This is a genomic window from Blautia hominis (assembly GCA_002270465.1).
In the GTDB taxonomy this organism is placed as follows: Bacteria; Bacillota; Clostridia; order Lachnospirales; family Lachnospiraceae; genus Blautia; species Blautia hominis.
Genome location: NQOF01000010.1, coordinates 47251 through 68569, shown reverse-complemented (window position 1 = coordinate 68569; position 21319 = coordinate 47251). Strand labels below are relative to the sequence as shown.

Below are 21319 nucleotides of genomic sequence, written 5' to 3'. Positions count from 1 at the left end.
GGCAGCACTGGTCGGCTTAACAGGACACGGGATGCAGATTTTTCAAAGAAATATCCAGGATCGGCGCGGAATGGGTCAAGGCCCCGCTGGAAATATAATCCACACCGATAGATACCAGCCGCTCCACATTTTCCCTAGTCACATTGCCGGAACACTCGGTTTCCGCTTTTCCGTCAATGATCCGGATCGCTTCCTTCATCATCTCCGGGGTCATATTGTCAAGCATGATGATATCAGCCCCTGCTTCCACGGCCTCCTTCACCATATCCAGATCCTCTACTTCCACCTCGATCTTACGCACAAAAGGAGCATACTCCTTTGCCATCTCCACGGCTTTTCTCACACTCCCTGCTGCCCCGATATGATTGTCCTTTAATAAAATCCCATCAGACAGATTGTATCTGTGATTATAGCCGCCGCCTACTTTGACTGCATATTTTTCAAAGACACGCATATTCGGTGTTGTCTTTCTGGTATCAAGGAGCTTTGTCTTGCTTCCCGCAAGCAGATCAGCAATCTGTCTTGTGTAGCTGGCAATTCCGCTCATTCTCTGCAGATAGTTCAAAGCCACACGTTCCCCGGAGAGAAGCACACGGATATCCCCGTGCAGTGTTGCCATAAGCTGGCCGCTCTTCACCCGTTCTCCGTCTTTTACATAGAATTCCACTTCTGTCTTTTCATCCAGCAGCTCAAATACTCGTTTAAAAACATCAAGTCCGGCAACCACTCCGTCCTGTTTACAGATAAGCTGTACCTCGCCCGGACACGCTTCCCGCATCACCGCATTGGTGGTAATATCCTCACTTGTGATATCCTCCTGCAGAGCCTGCATAATAAGATGGTCTGCATTTAATTTCATTGTAATCTGATTCATCCCGCTTTTTTCACCCTTTCGATTTCTTTCAAAACACTCTCGCCATACATTCTCTGAAGCTCTTCCTGCCTTGGAAAACCTTCTCTCTCTGCTTTTGTCAGAAGCATAGCTGCCCTTTCCTGGCACATCTCTCCATTTTCCTGCGCTTCACGGGCAGAAATACGCAGAGCTGCACGTTTTGCGAATACCAGACTTTCCAGCAGGGAATTACTGGCCAGACGGTTGGCCCCGTGAACACCGTTACAGCTTGTCTCTCCTGCTGCGTAGAGATTTTCCATCGTGGTCCTGCTGTCCAGGTCCACTTTCACGCCGCCCATAAAATAATGCTGTGCAGGCACCACAGGAATGCACTCTTTCCTCACATCGTACCCTTCCTCCAGGCACCGTTCAAAAATATTCGGAAAATGTGACATGATCTCATCTTCCCCAAGAGGGCGCATGTCCAGCCACACATAAGGCTTGTGATCTATTTCCATCTGTCTGTGGATCGCGTCCGCAAGGACATCCCGAGGCAGAACCTCATTGGCAAAACGTTCCATATTGGCATTGTACAATCTGGCACCTTCCCCGCGCACGGATTCGGATATAAGGAATCGGCGCCCCGGTTTCCTGGAATATAAGGTTGTAGGGTGAATCTGCACGTAATCCGGATGCTCCAGCTCGATATCATGTTTCAGTGCAATTGCCAGGGCGTCACCGGTCAAGTGTGGGAAATTGGTGGAATGCTCATAAAGTCCGCCGATCCCCCCGCAAGCCCAGATCGTGTCCTGGGCAGTGACTCCAAACACACTGCCGTCCTCTTTCCGGGCCACAATACCATAACACCGGTTGTTCTCCTCCAGTATATCAATCATCGTTGTCTGTGTCAAAATTTTTACATTGGGGAGTTTCTGAACAGCCTCCAGCAGTCTGGTGGTGATCTCTTTTCCTGTGATATCCTTGTGATACAAGATCCTGGGCTGGGAATGGGCCCCTTCCCTGGTATAGGCAAGCTCTCCTTCCCTGCGGTTAAAATCCACACCACAGGCGATTAGTTCCTCGATCACCTCTCTGGAGGAACGGATCATCACATCCACGGATTCCCTCCGGTTCTCGTAATGCCCGGCCTTCAGGGTATCCTCCATGAACAGATCATAGTCCTTTTCATCCCGCAGGACACAGATGCCCCCCTGCGCCAGAAAAGAATCGCTGTTCTCCAGGTCATCCTTTGTCAGCATCAGAATCTGTTTCTCTTTTGGCAGATGAAGCGCTGCAAACAGCCCCGCAACACCTGTACCAACGATCACGATATCTGTTTTTTTTCTTTCCATTTTCTCCTAAACCTTCTTTCCTTCCGCAGCCTGCCCCTCCTTAAAGGAACGTGCAGGTTCCATCTACTTTGCAGTCTCCAGCATCCGGTTCAAAGGCACATTTGCCCGGCTTCGGAGGCTGTCATCCACGCTTACCTCTCCTTTATTATATTTCAGGCAGTCACGGACCTTTTCCAGCGTCACTTTTTTCATGGAAGCGCAGGTCTGTCCGCCGGGAACGGTATAGAACTTCTTGTCCGGGTTCTTCTGCTGCAGTTCATACAGTACGCCGTTCTCTGTTCCGATCATAAATTCCTTTCTTTCACTCTTTGTGGCATAATCAATGATACCTGATGTGCTGCCGATATAATCTGCAAGCTCCAGAACTTCCTTGGTGCACTCAGGATGCACTAAAAACTCCACACCTGGATGCAGGCGTTTCATTTCCTCCACCTGCTCCTTCTTCACTTCTTTATGTACATAGCAGTAACCGTCATTGAGAATCACATTTTTTTCCGGTACCTGCTTCGCCACATAACTTCCCAGGTTTTCATCCGGAATAAAAAAGATATTTTTGTTAGGCAGCTTCTTTACAATCTCCACTGCATTGGAGGAAGTCACACATACATCCGAATATGTCTTTAACGCAGCACTGGAATTGATATAGCAGACAACTGCCAGGTCTTCATATTCTTCTCTCATTTTTTCAATCTTATGAACATCCGCCATATGGGCCATAGGGCAATCTGCTGTGGTATCCGGCATAAGTACGGTCTTCTCTGGATTCAGTATTTTTGCACTCTCCCCCATGAAGGTCACACCGGCAAAAACCAGGGTGCTGGCTTCCAGCTTTGTGGCAATCTTGCTCAGATAAAAAGAATCTCCAATATAATCTGCACATGCCTGCACCTCTCCCGGCACATAGTAATGGGCAAGGATCACTGCGTCCTTCTCTTTCTTCAGTTCCTCGATTTCCCGATAAATGGAATCCACGGTTTCTCCTCCTCAATTTTACGAATTTTTAACATTATACAACTTTCCTTTACATCTGACAAGACAGTTGTAAAATTGTACTGTAATTCATACAAAAAGAGACTGCACCGTGTACAATCTCCTCCTTAACACATTATCTTTTTTTCAGGCATCCAACCCCATACATCATCATATCTTCAGCCATGGCCGCGATCTCCTCTGCCCCTGTCACCATGCCCTCTCTGAGCCATTCCTCCAAAAGGCCGATACACCCCGCACTTGCAAATGCATAGAAATACTCTATTTCCTTAGGTGTGGCCAGAGCAAAGAACCGGGAATAAGCTTCCACGCATTTCTCCCGTCCCAGACTGAGCAGCCGTACCGCAAAGGATTTATCCCCGTAATCCCCCAAAGTCACAGTGCATAAATCCGCGTTTTCCTTTAGGCAGCGGAAAATTTCCGTAGTGATCTTCAGTGGGGTCAGTTCCTTATTTCCCTCTGACAGAAGCGGTTCCAACGCTTTTTCAATCTCTCTGGTCATCTCCTCCTCAATCTGCTCCAGCAGATCATAGATATCTTTATAATGTGTGTAAAATGTACCCCTGTTTATACCGGCGATCCCACACAATTCTCTGATGGAAATACTTTGTATGGGTTTCCTGCTGAGAAGATCCATAAATGCATTTCTGATAAGCTGTTTCGTTATTCTGGTCCGCTGGTCACCTGATTTTCCCATAGAAAGACCTCCTTATTATCATACCCGACACTTTCGCCAATTCTGTTCAATAACTATCCAAATGGCCGAAATCTGCCGATTGTTTTCCTGTTATCCCCTCATTATAATAAATAGTAGAAAGAGATACAATATCTGTATCTAAAAAGGAGATGTTTCCTTATGAAAACACTATATCTTGTCACAGGAGCGGACGGTCACCTGGGCAGTACCATTATCCGCCTGTTAAGAAAACAAAACCGAACGGTGCGGGGACTTCTTATTCCCGGAAAAAACGCACCGGATATTCCCGGTGTCCGGTATTTCCACGGTGATGTAAGAGATCTGGAAAGTATGCGGCCCCTTTTTGAAAATGCCGGATGCCGGGAGCTGGCTGTCATACATACTGCAGGCATGATTTCCATTGCTGAGAATGTCACACCGGAATTATACGAAGTTAATGTAAACGGAACAAAAAATATCATCTCCCTCTGCTTCCAATACAAAGTAAAGAGGCTTCTCTATGTAAGCTCCGTACATGCGATCCCGGAGCAGAATAAGCTGAAAGTTCTGCATGAGACAACAGACTTTTCCCCTGATCTGGTGGAAGGCGCCTATGCCAAAACAAAAGCCGAGGCCACAAAAGCGGTACTGGATGCTGTACAAAAAGGCCTGGATGCCGTGGTTGTCCATCCGTCGGGAATCCTGGGACCCTTTGACACCTCCGGCAATCATCTGGTGCAGATGGTCACAGATTATATCGAAGGACGCCTTCCGGCCTGTGTAAACGGCGGTTACGATTTTGTGGATGTCCGGGATGTAGCTGACGGGTGCCTGGCAGCCCTGGAACGTGGAAAGAAAGGAGAATGTTACATTCTCTCAAACCGCCACTATGAGATAAAAGATGTACTTAGAATGGTTAAAATGTTAAGCGGCGGCAGACGCCTGCCGGTCCTCCCCATGTGGATGGCAAAAATGGCGGCACCTCTGATCGGCGTTATCTGCCGGATCCGGAAACGGCGCCCTCTGTACACCCGGTACTCTCTGTATACCTTACAGAGCAATGACCGTTTTGACCACACAAAAGCCACCTCTGAACTGGGTTTCAAACCAAGAGACCTGTTTCAGACCATTGCAGACACTATAACCTGGCTGAAAAAGAAAGGCCACAGCGTTCTGATCTAGAAAAGACAAAATTTCGTAACTATTCAGTAGGTCTGCGCATTCACTGTGCTGACCGTAAGAAAGTGTACCACGGCCAAGCAAAAATCCCATCGCCAAAGGCGATTCTGCATGGATTTTTGCCTGTAACTGTGAGGGTACTGAACAGTTACAAAATTCCAATATCTGAAAAGGCGGACGGCCTCCCTAACCCCTTGGGAGGATACCGTCCGCCTTATATCATATTGCATGGATCTCAAAGTAATCATAACTCCCAGCCGGCAGCCGAATATTCCTTTGGCAGTTACACGAGCCATATCACTGCCAGTTCAGTCTGTGCTCCATTACAACCTTCTGTTCCCCTGTCCGGATTCGGCCAATCTCATAGCATTCACAATAATTGTTCATATGGACAGCGATCTGTGCTGCCGCCTCTGCCTGCACTACCATTATAAATCCCACGCCGCAGTTAAATGTGGAAAGCATTTCTCTGTCACTGATATTTCCGCACTGCCTGATAAAACGGAATACAGGCAGTGTCTTGATCTTGTCCAGGTCTATGACAGCGCTTAACCCATCCGGAATCACCCGGCACAGGTTGCCTTCTATTCCGCCGCCTGTAATATGGGCCATGCCATGGATGCAGTCCTTCCCCAATATCCCTTTCAGGGCTTTATAGTAAGGGGTATGAGGCTTCATGATCTGTTCTATGAATGTCTCTCCCTCCACTTTTTCCAGCTTGATCTCCGGCATCCGGTCCATGAGCATACGGACCAGGGAATATCCGTTGGTATGCAGCCCGTTTGATGCCAGAGCCAGCACCACATCTCCCTCCCCCGCAGCAGACCCGTCAATGATCCTGTTTTTTTCCACAATACCGGCAATGCTGGACGTAAGTACATACACGCCCTTTTCCACCACCTGGGGCTGCACGCTGGTCTCTCCCCCCACAAGAGAGCATTCATTTTCCCGGCAGGCCTCCGACACGCCTTTGACCAGGGCGCCTATGGTATCCTTCTCCGCATTTCCGCAAACAATGGTATCCAGCACAGCAAGGGGCTTTGCCCCCATGACCACAATGTCATTGACCAAATGGTTGATCATGTCATGGCAGATGGAACCTGTATAGCCATATTCCATGGCAAGCTTCTGTTTGGAACCAGGCTCCTCTGATTTCAGCACCAGTACAGGGTTCTTTATCTCCGGAAAAGAAATATCGTAGAGGGAAGCAAAAGGTCCAAGTCCATTTAAGACTCTTCTGTCCCCTGTCTCCAGATGCTTTGCCATCTCTTTTTTGATCGTGTCCGTATAAGCAATGTCCACACCGGCTTTGCTGTATGACAATTCCTCCCCGTCCTTTTCGCAGCCTGCCAGCAGTTCATCCACTGTCACTTCCATGACCTTGGAAAGTTCCGGGAGCAGCTCTACATTTGGAAATGTACTGCCGTTTTCCCACTTGGAAACTGCCTGAAAAGAAATATTCAGACGGTCGGCAAGCTGCTGCTGTGTCATCCCAAGTTCTTTTCTCTTTCCGGAAATAAAACCTCCGATTTTTACACTGTCCAGCATGATGAATCCTCCTCATTTTCCCTGCCAAGAGTCACGCATAGTTTTACAAGAACAATTTTCAAGCAAGCTCCGGGCCTTTTTCTGTCTTAATCATACCCCGGCTTATCGGCGGCAGCAATAACGGGATATTTGAGTTTCTTTTTATTTTTCAACCGGCGGTAGAACCGGGTTTTTATATCTTTTTAAAAACCATGCGGTCAGCAGCAATGTGGAAAGCTCCGCAGCCGGAAATGCCAGCCAGATACCGTCCATCTTCCAGATAAAAGACAAAAGAAACGCAAAAAACAGTATGGCTGCGACGCCCCTTACAAAGGCAATGGCAAAGGACTCTCTTCCCTTTTCCACTGCCCCCATATAAGCGGCTGCCACAATGTTAACACCAGCCGGGCAAAAGCCCAGAAAATACAGCCTCAGTCCCCAAAATGCGATCTCTGCCAGCTCACGATTTCCTTCCCCGTTAAAAATGCCAACCAGGTTTGCGGTAAAAGCAAACGCAGCAACACTGAAGAAAATCCCCACAGCTCCCGCCAATATGGAGGCACGAACAAACACAGCGGCACTCTCTTTCTTCCTGCCCTCCCCGTAAAAACGGCTGATAAGCGGCTGACTGCCCTGAGAGATCCCGGTAAACACAGACACAGCCACCAGTGCCAGATTAGCGACGATCCCGTAAGCTGCCACCCCTGTATTCCCTGCCAGATGCAGGATCAGCAGATTAAACACAATGAGCACAACAGCGGAGGACAATTCATTGATAAACGCAGATATCCCCAGACTGCAGATATCACGTACCCGGCAGCACAGTGCCCCCATAGGCGAACTCCAGGTAAACTGATTTTTCCCCCTGATAAAATGCAGGGACAAAAGCCCTATACTGATAACCGGTGCAAAACCGGTTGCTAGAGCAGCCCCAAATATCCCCATATTACAGGGAAATAAAAACACATAATCCAGCACAATATTAGAAAAACTCCCGGTCAGCATAGCAGCCATGGAGAGACGGGGGCTGCCGTCGTTCCTGACAAAGGCGATGAGTATGTTGTTCATAATGAAAAGCGGAGCGAATCCCAAAATTGTCTTCAGATAACTCCCTGTCATCTTCTGAATATTCCCCTCAGCCCCCAGCATTCCTGCCACGGCATCCGAGCCTGCAAGCCCAATGAGCAAGAGAACTATCCCCACGGTGATCCCCGCCACGGCTGAGGCAGCAAAGACCTGGTTTCCCTTCTCTTTCTCCCCCTGCGCCCGGCAGATGGCAAAACGGGTGGCCCCTCCGATTCCCAGCATTAACCCCAGCCCGTTCATAATACTGTATACGGAAATAGCCAGGTTCAAAGCGGTCAGACCATCTGCTCCCAGCCGTTTTGAGATAAAAAAAGTATCTGCCAGAATGTAACAGGACAGTCCTAGCATTCCCAGAACGTTCAGGGATATGTATTTATAAAATTCTCTGTTTATTTGTTTCTGCATAACCTGTCTCCTTATTATTTAAGATAAAAAATGCCCAAATACATTCCTTCCATGACCTACCGGAATGTATTCAGGCATTTTTCCGTCTACCCGGTGGCAGACGGATGCTTATGCTATTGTATCATCAATAAGGGAGGTTTTGCAAGGGGGATTTTGTATCCGGTTCACCTCCATTTTATTCAGTATCCCCTCCCCCGTCACACCGGGGTGTGTGGCAATGATACGGCAGACCTGTTCCGTAAACTCCAAAGTACAGCCGTATTTTTCTGCCATATATTTTATGGTTTCCCCTTTTTTCATATCTTTGCTGATATTTTCCACCGTTTTTCGGATATCCTTTTCCTGGGGCGCATGGATAGCCGGCTCCGTATGGGAGATATCTATCCGCTGTACCTCTATCTCTCCGCCTTTTAACTCTAAAACTGCCATGGTAATCTCCTGGTTAAACCGCCGCTTTCCACAGCTTCCCGGATTGAGAAAAAGACGTCCGTCTTTTCGTTCCTCCAGATATTTGTGGGAATGCCCAAAGACCACCACGTCCACACCCGTCAAATCAAGGGGAATCTCTTTTTTGTTGTGTACCATATAGAAACCGATGCCGTCCAGTTCAAAACGAAGGGACGCCGGTATATGTTCCGCCCATTCCTTGTCATTGTTGCCTCTGACAATATAGAGGGGCTTATCTTTGGACAGTTCATCCGCAATTTTCTGCGTGTTGATATCCCCGCCGTGGAGAACCACATCACAGGTATTCACAATTTCTATCACCTCAGGGCGAAGAAGCCCGTGGGTATCAGATAAAACGGCTATTCTCATTTGACTGCTCCCGATCATTTAAGCTTTTTCAACTGTATGGTTATTTGTAAGGATTCGGCAGGCCTTCGCATTCACTGCACGGACCGTCAGAACGCATTACAAAGTCAAGTAAAATTCCTATCGCCAAAGGCGGTTTTCTTTTATCTTATCTGAAACTCTCCTGTTTGTAAAGGACCTGTCTGCTGCCTATGAAAATTTGGTCACACCCATCATGCCAAGCAGCACTACGCCCCCTGCCAGATAAATACTATGGACTACCAGGCATATTTTCATAAGATTGTTCTTAACCTTTCCTCTGTTGTAGGCGACAATGGTGAAAATACCACCCAGCAGCATTACCGCTATATATATCAGTATGATGGTTTCCGCTGCCGGCGACTCCAATGCCCAGGGATTTGACCGGACAGGGAAAATTGTGAACGGGAAAATCAGCAAAACAGTGCTTATGGCAGTAAATAATTTTTCTTTCATTATCATTTATCTCCTTTCCGCCTGTCCGAAACGGACGCAGGCGATCAGCAGGCAGACAACCGTAAGGCCCGCCGCCACCGGTATGAACGGTATCAGATCAAAACCAAATGTCCCCATATTGGCTGCCAGTTCATGCATCCTGGACGCAGTCATGAGAAAGGGGTAACACATGGGATATGCAAACCAATATTTCGTATTGATCAAAAGCACAGACGGCACTATGGACGCCATCCCCACACCCATAGAAAAAATAGGTGTCTGTATACATACAGCAAGCATCCAGAAAAACGCTGCCATAGGAATGGATGAAAGGTAAATCCTTCCCGCCTCTCTTACTATGTCAAGGACAGGAAGCATGAAAGGATAATCCTGCATGTGGGACGCAATGGCTGCACTTGGAAAATACGCCAGTGTCATGACCAGGATCTGTACGGCCGCCAGCAGCAGAAGAACGAAAAACTTCACCAGGCAGAGCTGTGCTGCGGAGACAGGCAGGGCCAGCATTTTCAGGATTCCTTTATTCTTCCTCTCCGTCTGCACCATCATTACCGTACTGATGACAATACTTGCCGGGTACATAAACCAGGCATACCCCATAAAACTTTGAATAAAAAAATTGTTTTCCGGTGATATCCCCTCATTCCCCATGGTGAAGTTTATATCAGCGTTGCTCACGCTTGTCAGCCATATCAAACATACAGGGATCAACAGGATCCAGAGGATACCTGAGCGGCGTATTTTCTTCAATTCTACTGCCGTTAAGGATAAAAAGTTCATGTAAAGTTCCCCCTTATTTTGATATAGATCATTTCCAGCAGTCCCAGTCCTGCTGTTTCCCCGCAGGATATCATAATACATTTCATTATCTGCGCCTCCTTTAGCGCCGGGTATACCTTAAACGGCATCATAAAAGGCAGATAGGCTAATATCCCTTCCGTGTTTTGTAGGATGGATGTCATAAACAATCCGATGGTTCCGATCCCAAGGGCTATCCACATGTTTCTGCAGATGGAAGACACCGCTGCCATGAAGACAAGCAAAGGCAGAAACATGACCAGGGAAAATCCCATACTTTTCAATATCTCCGCCGCAAATGTCCCGTCCGCCAAAAACCATTTCCATCCGCAGAACAGAAGGGCCGCGCCTCCCAATATCAATGCACCCAATGCCAAGACTGCCAGCACAATACATTTGCCCAAAAACAGATTCTTAGGCTGCACGGGCAGGGTATCCATGCGCTGCATGGCATTATCCGCAAATTCTGTGTGATACATGATACATGCACCTATGATGAGAAGAAACGACAGCAGCATGGACATCACCTGCCAGTTGGCATCCATCAGAATTGCCCCGGGGGATTTTGGCAGGTTTACGAAGTTCTCAGAACGGACCGTCATATTTACCACCGGGACTGCTGCAGTCAAAAGACCTCCCGCCAAAAAGGCAGGAAAGAAACCGGTCCGCCTCATTTTTTTCCACTCCAATGCAAGTGTCATTGTCCAGCACCTCTCTTTCGGTTATCTTCCTCCACCATTGCCAGAAAGGTATCCTCCAGATTGTCTGAAGGGTAACCCTCAAAATCTGCTTTCTGCCTCAGTTCCTGCAAGTCGCCCTCAAAAAGCAGGCGTCCGTGATTCAGGATGCCGATGTCATCAGCCATCAGTTCCACCTCCGGGAGCAGATGGGAGGAAACCAGGATGGTACAGTCATATTTCTTTGGCAGGAATCGAATCAGGGTTCGGATCTCATGGATACCCACCGGGTCAAGACCATTGGTAGGTTCATCCAGGAACAAAATGGGAGGACGGCCGATCAGGGCAGAGGCCAGACCCAGCCTTTGTTTCATACCAAGAGAATATTTTCTGGCCAGGCGGGTGCGGTACTGGGTCAGTCCTACCAGCTCCAGGGCATCCGCTACACTGGACTTTGGAAGCCCGAGTATCTTTCTTATGATCTCCAGATTCTCCTGGCCTGACAGGTTTCCGTAAAAAGCAGGTGCCTCAATAAAAGACCCCACCTCCCTGAGAATTTTCATCCTGTCTCTCGGAAAGGTGCAGTTATGAATGGTAAAACGGCCTTTGGTGGGTTTTGTAAGTCCCAAAAACATTTTCATTGTGGTAGATTTGCCCGCCCCGTTTGGTCCCAGAAATCCGTAGACACTCCCCTTGCGTATATGCATATTCAAATCTGAGACGGCTGTAAAGTCAGCGTATTCTTTTGTCAGATGATGGGTTTCAATAATATTCATGATCCTTTCTCCTTTTGCGGCTCTTTTACTTTGTTTCTGTCTTTATTATAGAAACCCAACCTTACAGCAGCATTCTCATAACCTTACATTTACCTTACATTTTTGTTTTATGCCATCCGGCGGGATGATTTCCTGATATAATAAGGACAGGGAAATTTGCGTTTACAGGAGGTATGGATGATGGCGAATGAATATTTGAAAAGAAAAAGAATTCTTCTTGTGGATGACGAACCGGAGCTGCTCCATATGGTTCTCTCTATCTTGCAGGACGAAGGCTATTCACAGATAAAAACAGCAAAGAATGCGGCGGAGGCGCTGGCGGCCTGTCAGGAGTGGAATCCTGAGCTTGGCATCTTTGATGTGATGCTGCCGGATGGGGACGGTTTCTCCCTGTTCCGGAAGGTTCGGGATCTTTCTGACTTTCCTATTCTTTTTTTAACGGCCCGGGGGGAGGATGAAGATAAATTTACCGGTCTGGGATTGGGCGCCGATGATTATATGGTAAAGCCGTTTCTGCCCAGGGAACTGATCCTGCGGCTTCATGTGATCCTAAAAAGAAGCTATAAAAATCAGTCAAACCTGGTACATTTGAAGGCCTGCACCCTGGACTTTGACCGGGCAGAAGTGATCCGGAACGGATTACCTGTGGCTCTGACTGCCAAAGAATTTGATCTTCTTCAGGTATTGAGCCGAAATGCAGGCAGGATTGTGACCATTGATATGCTCTGCGAGGCAGTGTGGGGGGACAATCCCTTCGGATATGAAAATTCCCTTATGGCACATATCCGGCGGATACGGGAAAAAATTGAGGAGAACCCTTCCAAACCCCAGTCTTTGCTGACTGTGAAAGGACTTGGTTATAAACTGGTCACGGAGGATGGACAATGAAGAGTATTCTGAAGCTGATAAAACGGTTCATTGTAACCATGCTGTTTTCTCTGGTGCTGCTGGTCTTTCTGAATTTATTTCTTCTGATCCTTATTTCTTATAAGCAGGCTGCCAACCATGGTGCATGGTCCACCGCAGATCAGGTGGCATCTGCTCTTACCGGAAAGGATGACGGGACTTATGAATTGTCTGCTCAGGGAGAAGAAGCCCTATCCAGGACAAAAGCCTGGGCCGTTTTGGTTGACAATGAAACCGGATCTATTCTCTGGAACAGCAGCAATCTTCCGGAGGGAATACCCACCCAGTATTCTGCCGCCAGCATAGCCACAGCGGTCAGAGGGTACATCAATGACTATCCCGTGGCTTCCAGCGGATATGGCGACGATCTGCTCCTGTTGGGATTTCCCAAAAAATCTTATTGGAAATTAATGTACAATACTTTTGATTATGATCTTATCAAAAATATGCCCCAAACGATCCTGTTATTTTTGAGCTGTAATCTGCTTTTTATATTTTTTGTCTATCTAATAGTAACTTCCGGGGTCCTGCGCTCTGTAAAACCGGTCATCCATGGGATTGAAGCACTGCCTGCTGACAGAAATGTGTATGTAAAGGAAAAAGGGCTGCTTTCAGACCTGGCCGTTTCCATTAATAAGGCGGCGGAGAAGCTGCGCAGCCAGGATTATCAGCTCAAAAAAAAGGAGACTGCCAGGGCAAACTGGATAGCTGGGGTCTCACATGATATCCGGACTCCTCTTTCCATGGTTCTGGGTTATGCCAGCCAGATTGAGGAGAACCGAAATGTACCAAAAAGAGACAGGAATAAAGCGCGGATCATCCGGCAGCAGAGCCTGCGGATGAAAAATCTGGTCAATGACCTGAACCTGGCTTCAAAGCTGGAGTATAACGTACAGCCGCTCCATATGGATACCGTAAATCTGGTACCGCTTGTCAGGCAGACAGCCGTGGACTTTCTGAATCTGGATCTGGAAGGGAAATTTCCTATTGAATGGGCTGCCGGGGAGGATATGCAGAACTGTTATGTGAAGGCGGATAAGGGACTTTTGTCACGGGCGGTCTCCAATTTGATAACCAACAGCCAGGTGCATAATCCGGATGGATGTACCTTATTTATCTCTGTGGGGAAGGCAGGGGAAACCTGCCAGATCGCAGTGGAGGACAACGGTGCCGGGGTAACGGATGAAGAGCTTGAGCGGATCCGGAAGGCGCCGCACTATATGGTCTGCGACAGGGAGACAGGAAATCAGAGGCATGGGCTGGGGCTGATGCTGGTGAGACAGATCGCCGAGGTGCATGGGGGAGGCATGGAGGTTTCACACGGGGAAAGAGGGGGATTCCGGGTTGTTATCCGGCTGCCCTATGGTAACTGACGCTTTAGCTCCTGCAGACTTTTGGTTATGTTATTTCCGTGGACATAGAGGATTTTCTGCCCTTTTTTTCTTTGACCTGTGATCTTATAGTATAATCCATGCTTCATCATGTCTGTGTTGAATACAAGATATTTCTTGCAGTATAGTACAGAATTGTCAAAATGCAGATTGTCGGAAGATAAAAACTGGCTGTGGGGTAGGTATTGTTTCATCTTTTTCTGCCAATTTGCATGTCCCCCGATGATAAGCATTTTTTCACCTTTCATCAGCTCTGCATACTCATCATTGCTGAGGGCCTCCTCCTGTTTTGGCTTTTCTTCTGCCTGTACGCACTGAAAAATATAGTTGCGCAGACTGATGAGCTCATCCCGCTCCAACGCATTGTTTTCCTCCGCGCTTTGGAGTCGGGCCCTCAGCTTTGCATTCTCTGTTTCGCTTTGCTCCAGATGTTTTTCCAGCTCTTTTTTCTTTTGTTCCAGGTATTCTGTCCTGCTTTGCAGGTTTTCTATTTCACTGAGCATAGTATCCCTGTCTTTTTCAGCTCTGCGCTGCAGGTAGCGGCGTTCCTTAGGATCCTGTTCTTCACATAACTTATGCAGCCTGTGGATATATTTGCACAGGGTTGCAGTAAGCAGTATTTGTATATAGTCCTCCCATTTTATGTCCTCTGCCAGAGAACAGAGAAAATCCACATCTTTCTGCTCCAGCGCAATTCCCGTCAGCATTCTCAGATTCAGATGAAAATATGCAAAGACCAGCTCCAGATCCAACTCGTTTTCTTTCGCCGCTGCCCCATCAAGATAATAACAGGTATAGTAGGATTCCATCTGCAGGTGTTCTTTCTGAAGCTGTCTGTGCAGTCTTCTTCCCCTATTATCCGTGTTTTCCAATTCCGGCAATCTTTCCAGATCCCCTTCATAAGTCAAGAGCATCTGAAGCCCCAGATAGAAATCATAATCCTCATGTACCGGAACTTCCGAATCTTCGGCCATTGTCAAAAGCACCATCATCTCGGCTGCTGCCAATACCATATCATTGCTGTTTTTAACTATTTTTTGAAACATGCTGCCATCTATGTAGTCTGCCTTTTTTAACTGGTTTTTCAAATTTCTGTAACCTTCTTCCAGGATTTCCATAAGACTTTTATACAGCCTGTTTTCCCTGAGTACACAGCACTGCTGTGTCTTATATTCCTGACGTATCCGCTCTATCAGTCCGACTGCCATGCTTGCCGGAAGTCTGTCATCCACGAGAAACCAGGATGGGAAGGCGGACTCTCTAAACTTGGACTCTCTGTATGCTTCATAGCATTTTTCCCCTTCCCTTTTGGCATATTCCATCATCGCTTTTCTGCAGGCCTCATTTCTCACAACTGCATATGCCAGAAAGAGGATACTCTCCACATGGACTTCCTCATGATCCAGGTTCAGCGCAGGTCCCATTGCAACTGCCAATCTCTGGGGCACTTCCTCCTGCTGGCGCCTCCGCAGCTTTTTCCTGATAATGGCATCAAACACATGCTCTTTTTGTTCTTGGTCCCACAGGATCTGCATTTTAACAACACTGCCCATCTGGGAGGACTCAAAAAACCCCTCTCTGCGGTCTGCCTCCATCATGGCCTGTATCAGCATACCACGGGACTCTTTGGAAGATTCCATACACCAGTCAATAAATGCAGACTTGGAGTGCACATAACAGCGAAGCCCTTCACACACCATGTTTTTTTGCACCATAAAAAAACCTCCTTCAGATATGAATTAAGATGAATTGATAATTTGGCGAAATGCCTGATTTTGTTGAATAGATAAATAGATATTTAAGAAAGGCAGTGACACTGCCTTTTGTTGTGGACTAACAATATCATATTTTCTGAGGAAATGCAAGGATGAAATCATTTTTTTATGGCTCCGGCTGTTCTTTCATAAACATAAGTACAAAACCTGCCAGAAGAAGACACGCGGCTGTCCAGATGGCGGGGCTGCCAAGAACTGATGTGATCAGTGCTCCTGCAGTTGCACCTATGGCGAAGATCAGGATCACAAAATAATAGTGGATGCTTTTCCGTCTTAGTGTTTTGTCTTTTGTTATGTGATATCTGCAGAGCATTTCCGTGGCGCTGCGGATGTTGCCGATGCACATGGTGGTGGCACAGGGCAGGCCGTGAAATTTTCGGAAGCTGTTGACCTGCATGGCACAGGCAAAGGACATAAGGGCATTGGCACTTATATTCAGGGTCTGCGGAAGAAAACCGGTAATGACCAGCAGGAGCGATTCTATCAGAAGGATCACCTGCCTCCAGTGGATTTTTTCGTTTGCCCGGAAACGGTGGTGTACACGTTCTGTGATGTAAACACCCAGAAGGAATGCGCAGAGGGGAATAAAATAGCGAAATGCTGCTCCCCAATGTCCCTGAGCCAGGTTTTGCCCCAGCAGGACAATGTTTCCGGTTTGGGCATTGGCAAAGACCCTGCCGCGGCAGTTGTAGGAATAAGCATCCTGGAAACCGCCGGCCAGGGTTAGAAATATGGCAAGGGGCATGGATTCTGACATTTGACGGGATTTGATCACTGGTTTGACTGCCGGCTTCATAGTTCCTCCTGTTGACTGCTGCTGATTTGCATTGTTTTTTATTCTTTTCTATATTATACTTTTGAGGTGTAAGATGTAAAATATATATATGTTATTATTTCTATATCATATTTATATATCAGATGAGAGCATTGTCTATTGCAGCAGAGATTGGCGGAGATGTGCGGCAGGGAATAAGCTTTTATCACAAGGAGTTTAAAACAGAACCGTAATGTGGGGGAAAAATGATGAATGTGACTTACGATTATTATAAAATTTTTTATTATGTGGCTAAGTATCATAGCTTTACAAAGGCAGCCTCTGTTTTGATGAACAGCCAGCCCAATATTACCCGGTCTATGAATAACCTGGAGCATGAACTGGGATGCAGACTTTTGCTGCGCTCTAACAGGGGCGTTAAACTCACGCCGGAGGGGGAAAAGCTTTTCAGACATGTAGCCTTGGCTGTGGAACAGATCCAGGCCGGGGAGGAAGAATTGAGAATGGAGCAGTCTCTTAAAAGCGGTCAGGTTTCTATTGGAGCCAGTGAAACGGCACTGCATGGACTGCTTTTACATAAACTGGGAGAGTTCCACAGGGAATACCCGGGCGTAAGGATACGGATATCAAATCAGACAACACCTCAAGCCATACTTGCTTTAAAAAATGGCACGGTAGATTTTGCGGTTATCACAAATCCGTCCGGTATCCGCATACCTTTAAAAGAAACACCACTGAAACAGTTCAGGGAGATCCTTGTGGGGGGACCGCAGTTTTCAGGGCTTTCAGAAAAAACATGGGATCTTGGGGAACTGGAACCTTACTCTTTTGTCTGTATGGATAAGAAATCCAGAAGCTATGAATTGTATGGGGACTTTTTTCTGGAACATGGGCTGACCCTGGAACCGGATCTGGAGGCGGCTACTATGGATCAGGTACTCCTGATGGTAAAAAACGGGCTTGGGATCGGCTTTCTCCCTGAGGAATTTGCCAGAGATGCATTGGATAAACATGAAATCTTCCGGATTCCTCTGCATGGGGAACCGCCGAAACGCTCCATATGCCTGATACAGGATATAGAGCGCCCGCTCAGTGTTGCAGCCAAAAAGCTGACAGAACTTTTGTGCGGCCCGGATACTACAGCTTCTTCCTCCCCATTCTGACGTCCTCCATCAATCCCTGCAGTTCATCTGACAGATGGTCAAATAAATAGTTTTTCCCATTCTGGCCCTGGTTCAGATAGTTGCTCCTGATTTCAATATTTGCGGCCTGGATCTCCTCTTTTAGTCCCGCGGCTGAAAGGCGGCTTGCACCTTGTCCCAGAATGATGATCTGCTCCAAGGCGTCAGAGGTTGCTACTGTGACCCGGTGTTTCCTTCCAATCTCGTGTACGGTCTTTTCAATATACTGGTCTGCGGTCTCCGCTTCTTTTGTGTAAACCACATAGATATTGTGATATTTCATCACCTCACCTGTATTGCCTTCCACTTTGTAGGCGTCGTATACGAGGATCAGTGTATTTTTCTTATATCCCTGATAGTTGCTGAGAATATCCATGAGTTTGTTCCTGGCAGCTTCGATGCTGGCATTGGCAAGGTCTCTTAATCCTTCCCACGCAAATATGATATTGTAGCCGTCCACCAGCAGATATTCTTCCTCTGTCCCCTGCTTTTTCGGTTTGTATTCCCTGGGGGAAGAAGTTTCCGCACTGACCGTTCGCTTTCTGTTAAATGGATTTCTCTCTTTCTTCGCGGTTCCATACGTGCGGGTAAATATTTCTTCCAGCTCTTTTTCATCTGCCGGACCGCCGCTTGGGATCATCTGGCCGGATGTCCGGATGGATCGTTCCTGCACGGGCTTTTCCTTTTTTTCCAGGCGAATCCCACTGTCCAGGTGCATATAATCCCGCACCTTGTCCCAGCTTACCACAAAACCGGCGCCGTGGGAACAGAATACAGAGCCTGTGGGGTTTTCTGTATCTTTTTCCGGATCATAGGCTATTTCCCGGATCACTTCCTCCGCATTGTGACAGGGTTCGTACCCTTTCAGTGTACAGGAGAGCCGTCCGTGGCCTTTGGTGTAGGCAACCACCTCTGTCTGGTAATCCCGCATGGCAGCTACAGGAGCAGTACCTGTCAATATAGTCATATCTCCCTCTATGACCGGCTCAGAAAATGTACCATACATTTTCTGGATGTCCGAAAGTGCCCTGCCCACCTTATCGGAAGGGATCTCCAGCCTGTATTCATAAACCGGTTCCAACAGGAGGCTGTTTGTGCATTTCAGTCCATGACGCACGGCTCGATAAGTGGCCTGTCTAAAGTCTCCGCCCTCTGTATGTTTCAGATGGGCGCGTCCTGTGACCAGCGTGATCTTCATATCCGTGATCTCTGAACCTGTCAGTACACCTCTGTGGCGTTTTTCCTCCAGATGTGTCAGCACCAGGCGCTGCCAGTTCCGTTCCAGGATATCCTCACTGCAGGCAGCCTCAAACTGAAGGCCGCTGCCCCGCTCCCCCGGCTCCATCAGAAGATGCACCTCCGCATAGTGGCGGAGGGGTTCAAAATGCCCCACACCTTCCACCGGTTCTGTAATGGTTTCTTTATAGACGATGCTTCCTGCGCCAAATTCCACCTCTGTGTCAAAACGTTCCGCGATGAGACGCTTCAATATCTCTATCTGTACCTCTCCCATGACCTGGGCATGGATCTCATTGGATTGCTCCTCCCAGACAATGTGCAGTTCCGGTTCCTCCTCCTCCAGCTGGCGGAGCTTCAAATACATCCGGTGCACATCACATTCCGGCGGGATTTGGATTTGATAAGTGAGGACCGGCTCCAGAAGTGGCAGCTCCGCCTCAGTCTCAGCGCCCAGTCCCTGACCGCAGAACGTCCATGAAAGCCCTGTCACCGCACAGACCGTACCTGCCGGGGCCTCGCTGATGGTGCGGAAACCGGCACCGGAGTAGATACGGAGCTGATCTGCTTTTTCCTCCCAAATCTCCTCACTGCTTTCCTTTCCTTCCCGGCGGTTTGTCAGCATCTGCTTTACTTTCAGGATACCGCCCGTGATCTTCATATACGTCAGACGGGCCCCCTGGGTATCCCTGGCTATCTTGTAAACCCTGGCACCGAAATCCTCCGGGTAATCCGGACAGGCTGTATAAGTGTCCAGTCCCTGCAAAAACTCCTCCACCCCATCTATTTTAAGGGCAGAACCAAAATAGCAGGGGAATACTTTCCGTTCCCGGATCAGCCTTATGATCTCTCCCGGCTCCACCGTGCCGTCAGACAGGTATTTTTCCAATACAGCCTCATCACTCATGGCCAGATTCTCGAAAAAAGTTTCTCTGTCCTCCTTATCATCAAAGGCTATACATCTTTCATCCAGGCGTTTCTGCAGTTCCACCAGAAGTTTCCGTCTGTCAGTTCCTTCCTGGTCCATTTTATTGATAAACAGGAATACAGGGATTTTGTATCTTGTCAGAAGCCTCCACAGAGTCTGCACGTGTCCCTGCACACCGTCCGCACCGCTGATGACCAGCACCGCATAGTCCAGCACCTGCAGGGTCCGCTCCATCTCCGCAGAAAAGTCCACATGCCCGGGTGTGTCCAGAAGTGTCACTTCTTTTTCTCCCAGCTTCACTTCCGCCTGCTTGGAAAAAATAGTGATCCCCCGCTCCCGCTCCAAGTCGTAAGTGTCCAAAAACGCATCCTGATGGTCTACACGTCCCGGCTTTCTGATGCTGCCTGTCAAATAGAGGATGCTCTCAGCCAGAGTTGTCTTGCCGGCATCCACGTGGGCCAGAATGCCGACTGCTAATTTATTTGTTTTCATATTGCGTTCTTCCTATTCTATTGTTTTCTACCCTTTTCTTCTAAAACTGTATTCCTTATTCATCATAACATAAAAGAATCCCCCGGAAAAGTCCCTGGAGATTCTCTGTCTTTGAATCTTTCTTATTCATTTGTAACAGTTCAGACAAGCTGAACTGTTACGCATCCAGCCATTAAAAATGGCATCGCCATGGGCTGGATAAAGCTGGCACTACTTTTTCATACGGTCAGCGCAGTAAATGCGCAGATCTGTCTGAACTGTTACATTCATTTTTCTTTGCCGCTACAACAAGGGGAATAAATGTACACAGCACCACCGCCAGGCTGACATATCCCTCATATCTCCCCCACCATGCTGCCCCCAGGATCTTAAAGAGCAGAAAGCTGAACAAGGGATTAAAAACCACAATTCCCATCATGACGATTCTGCCCGCCCTCAACACATGAGGCCAGTTTTTGTTGTTAAAATGCACTCCTGCAATATGTATCCGAAACGGACCCTGACTGTAATAATTGATCTTATTCTCATCATAAAAAGACGGGAGTGTCTCCCTTGCAAATAATAAAAACCATGCCCCAAACAAAAGGTACATTCCCTCAATAGTAAAAAATTCGGTAGAAAATATCTCTTTACCGCCGCCTGTGCGCATCAAACCCCATGTTTCCAAAGCTGCAGCCGCTGTGCAGAGCAGAAAACAAATCATGCGTTTTCTCTGTCTTACCCTTTTTTCTTCCTGCTCCTCAACAGATAAGTGGATGGAACCTGAAACCAGATCATCCACCTCCAGCTTTGTCATGGTTTTTTCCTCACTGATGCGGCGGGCCTGCAGTAATTCCGTTACTGTCACGCCCAGGATATCTGCCAGCGGGCCCAGAAGGGTGATATCCGGCAGACTCAGCCCCCGTTCCCACTTGCTTACCGCTTTATCAGAAACAAATAATTTTTCGGCAAGCTGTTTCTGGGTATATCCCTTTTCTTTCCGCAGTTCTAAAAGAAATGCTCCGAATCGCACTTTGTCAATCTCAAACATTTTATCCGCCTCCTGCTTTCTTA

19 protein-coding genes are annotated in these 21319 nt (G+C 47.7%); 4 read left to right on the top strand and 15 right to left on the bottom strand.

What is annotated here, in order from left to right; translation table 11 throughout:
- Positions 1-16: 16 nt before the first annotated feature.
- From nadC to CI595_RS23865, 4 genes are all read right to left on the bottom strand, one after another.
- Positions 17-874, bottom strand: coding sequence for a carboxylating nicotinate-nucleotide diphosphorylase (gene nadC, locus CI595_RS23880; RefSeq protein WP_095176113.1), 858 nt, complete (start codon positions 872-874; stop codon positions 17-19).
- Entirely contained in the window at positions 871-2184 is a 1314-nt protein-coding gene (locus tag CI595_RS23875) for an L-aspartate oxidase (RefSeq protein ID WP_095176112.1), read from the bottom strand. Before CI595_RS23875 ends, nadC begins: the two co-directional genes overlap by 4 nt.
- A 63-nt stretch (positions 2185-2247) precedes the next feature.
- Positions 2248-3156 carry a quinolinate synthase NadA gene (gene nadA, locus CI595_RS23870; protein WP_095176111.1) on the bottom strand — a complete coding sequence of 303 codons (909 nt, stop codon included), beginning with the start codon at positions 3154-3156 and terminating at the stop codon, positions 2248-2250.
- A gap of 133 nt (positions 3157-3289) precedes the next feature.
- Positions 3290-3871: a TetR/AcrR family transcriptional regulator gene (locus tag CI595_RS23865; RefSeq protein ID WP_095176110.1), complete on the bottom strand. Its 582-nt coding sequence runs from the start codon at positions 3869-3871 to the stop codon at positions 3290-3292.
- A gap of 159 nt (positions 3872-4030) precedes the next feature.
- Here CI595_RS23865 and CI595_RS23860 point away from each other — a divergent pair, with 159 nt between their 5' ends.
- Positions 4031-5032 (top strand): NAD-dependent epimerase/dehydratase family protein, encoded by a 1002-nt coding sequence (locus CI595_RS23860; protein WP_095176109.1) that lies wholly within the window; start codon positions 4031-4033, stop codon positions 5030-5032.
- A gap of 294 nt (positions 5033-5326) precedes the next feature.
- On the opposite strand, the gene purM is transcribed toward CI595_RS23860, so the two are convergent.
- From purM to CI595_RS23825, 7 genes are all read right to left on the bottom strand, one after another.
- A complete protein-coding gene (gene purM / locus CI595_RS23855; RefSeq protein WP_095176108.1) occupies positions 5327-6577 on the bottom strand; it encodes a phosphoribosylformylglycinamidine cyclo-ligase in 1251 nt (416 codons plus the stop codon).
- Between the two features lie 141 nt (positions 6578-6718).
- Positions 6719-8047: an MATE family efflux transporter gene (locus CI595_RS23850; protein ID WP_095176107.1), complete on the bottom strand. Its 1329-nt coding sequence runs from the start codon at positions 8045-8047 to the stop codon at positions 6719-6721.
- A 108-nt stretch (positions 8048-8155) separates the two neighbouring features.
- Complete coding sequence (locus CI595_RS26975; RefSeq protein ID WP_330397480.1) at positions 8156-8863, bottom strand: metallophosphoesterase family protein; 708 nt, start codon at positions 8861-8863, stop codon at positions 8156-8158.
- 186 nt (positions 8864-9049) lie between these two features.
- Positions 9050-9334: a hypothetical protein gene (locus tag CI595_RS23840; protein WP_095176106.1), complete on the bottom strand. Its 285-nt coding sequence runs from the start codon at positions 9332-9334 to the stop codon at positions 9050-9052.
- A gap of 6 nt (positions 9335-9340) precedes the next feature.
- Positions 9341-10111, bottom strand: coding sequence for an ABC transporter permease (locus CI595_RS23835; RefSeq protein ID WP_095176105.1), 771 nt, complete (start codon positions 10109-10111; stop codon positions 9341-9343).
- The gene (locus CI595_RS23830) at positions 10108-10830 is read right to left on the bottom strand and encodes an ABC transporter permease (protein WP_095176104.1); all 723 of its coding nucleotides are present in this window, start codon (positions 10828-10830) and stop codon (positions 10108-10110) included. The genes CI595_RS23835 and CI595_RS23830 overlap by 4 nt, the downstream gene beginning before the upstream one ends.
- A complete protein-coding gene (locus CI595_RS23825) occupies positions 10827-11582 on the bottom strand; it encodes an ABC transporter ATP-binding protein (protein ID WP_095176103.1) in 756 nt (251 codons plus the stop codon). Before CI595_RS23825 ends, CI595_RS23830 begins: the two co-directional genes overlap by 4 nt.
- A gap of 180 nt (positions 11583-11762) precedes the next feature.
- On the opposite strand from CI595_RS23825, the gene CI595_RS23820 reads away from it, so the two are divergent.
- Together CI595_RS23820 and CI595_RS23815 are read left to right on the top strand one after the other, a co-directional pair.
- The gene (locus CI595_RS23820) at positions 11763-12470 is read left to right on the top strand and encodes a response regulator transcription factor (protein ID WP_095176166.1); all 708 of its coding nucleotides are present in this window, start codon (positions 11763-11765) and stop codon (positions 12468-12470) included.
- Entirely contained in the window at positions 12467-13861 is a 1395-nt protein-coding gene (locus CI595_RS23815) for a sensor histidine kinase (protein WP_095176102.1), read from the top strand. The genes CI595_RS23820 and CI595_RS23815 overlap by 4 nt, the downstream gene beginning before the upstream one ends.
- Here the strand turns inward: CI595_RS23815 and CI595_RS23810 are convergent.
- Entirely contained in the window at positions 13849-15594 is a 1746-nt protein-coding gene (locus tag CI595_RS23810; protein ID WP_095176101.1) for a hypothetical protein, read from the bottom strand. The genes CI595_RS23815 and CI595_RS23810 overlap by 13 nt on opposite strands.
- A 166-nt stretch (positions 15595-15760) precedes the next feature.
- Positions 15761-16450 (bottom strand): YoaK family protein, encoded by a 690-nt coding sequence (locus tag CI595_RS23805; RefSeq protein WP_095176100.1) that lies wholly within the window; start codon positions 16448-16450, stop codon positions 15761-15763.
- Between the two features lie 227 nt (positions 16451-16677).
- Here CI595_RS23805 and CI595_RS23800 point away from each other — a divergent pair, with 227 nt between their 5' ends.
- On the top strand, positions 16678-17592 hold the full coding sequence (locus tag CI595_RS23800) for a LysR family transcriptional regulator (RefSeq protein ID WP_095176099.1): 915 nt from the start codon (positions 16678-16680) through the stop codon (positions 17590-17592).
- Here the strand turns inward: CI595_RS23800 and CI595_RS23795 are convergent.
- Together CI595_RS23795 and CI595_RS23790 are read right to left on the bottom strand one after the other, a co-directional pair.
- The gene (locus CI595_RS23795; protein ID WP_095176098.1) at positions 17567-20266 is read right to left on the bottom strand and encodes a translation factor GTPase family protein; all 2700 of its coding nucleotides are present in this window, start codon (positions 20264-20266) and stop codon (positions 17567-17569) included. The genes CI595_RS23800 and CI595_RS23795 overlap by 26 nt on opposite strands.
- Before the next feature lie 226 nt (positions 20267-20492).
- Positions 20493-21296, bottom strand: coding sequence for a helix-turn-helix domain-containing protein (locus CI595_RS23790; protein WP_095176097.1), 804 nt, complete (start codon positions 21294-21296; stop codon positions 20493-20495).
- Between the last annotated feature and the right edge of the window lie 23 nt (positions 21297-21319).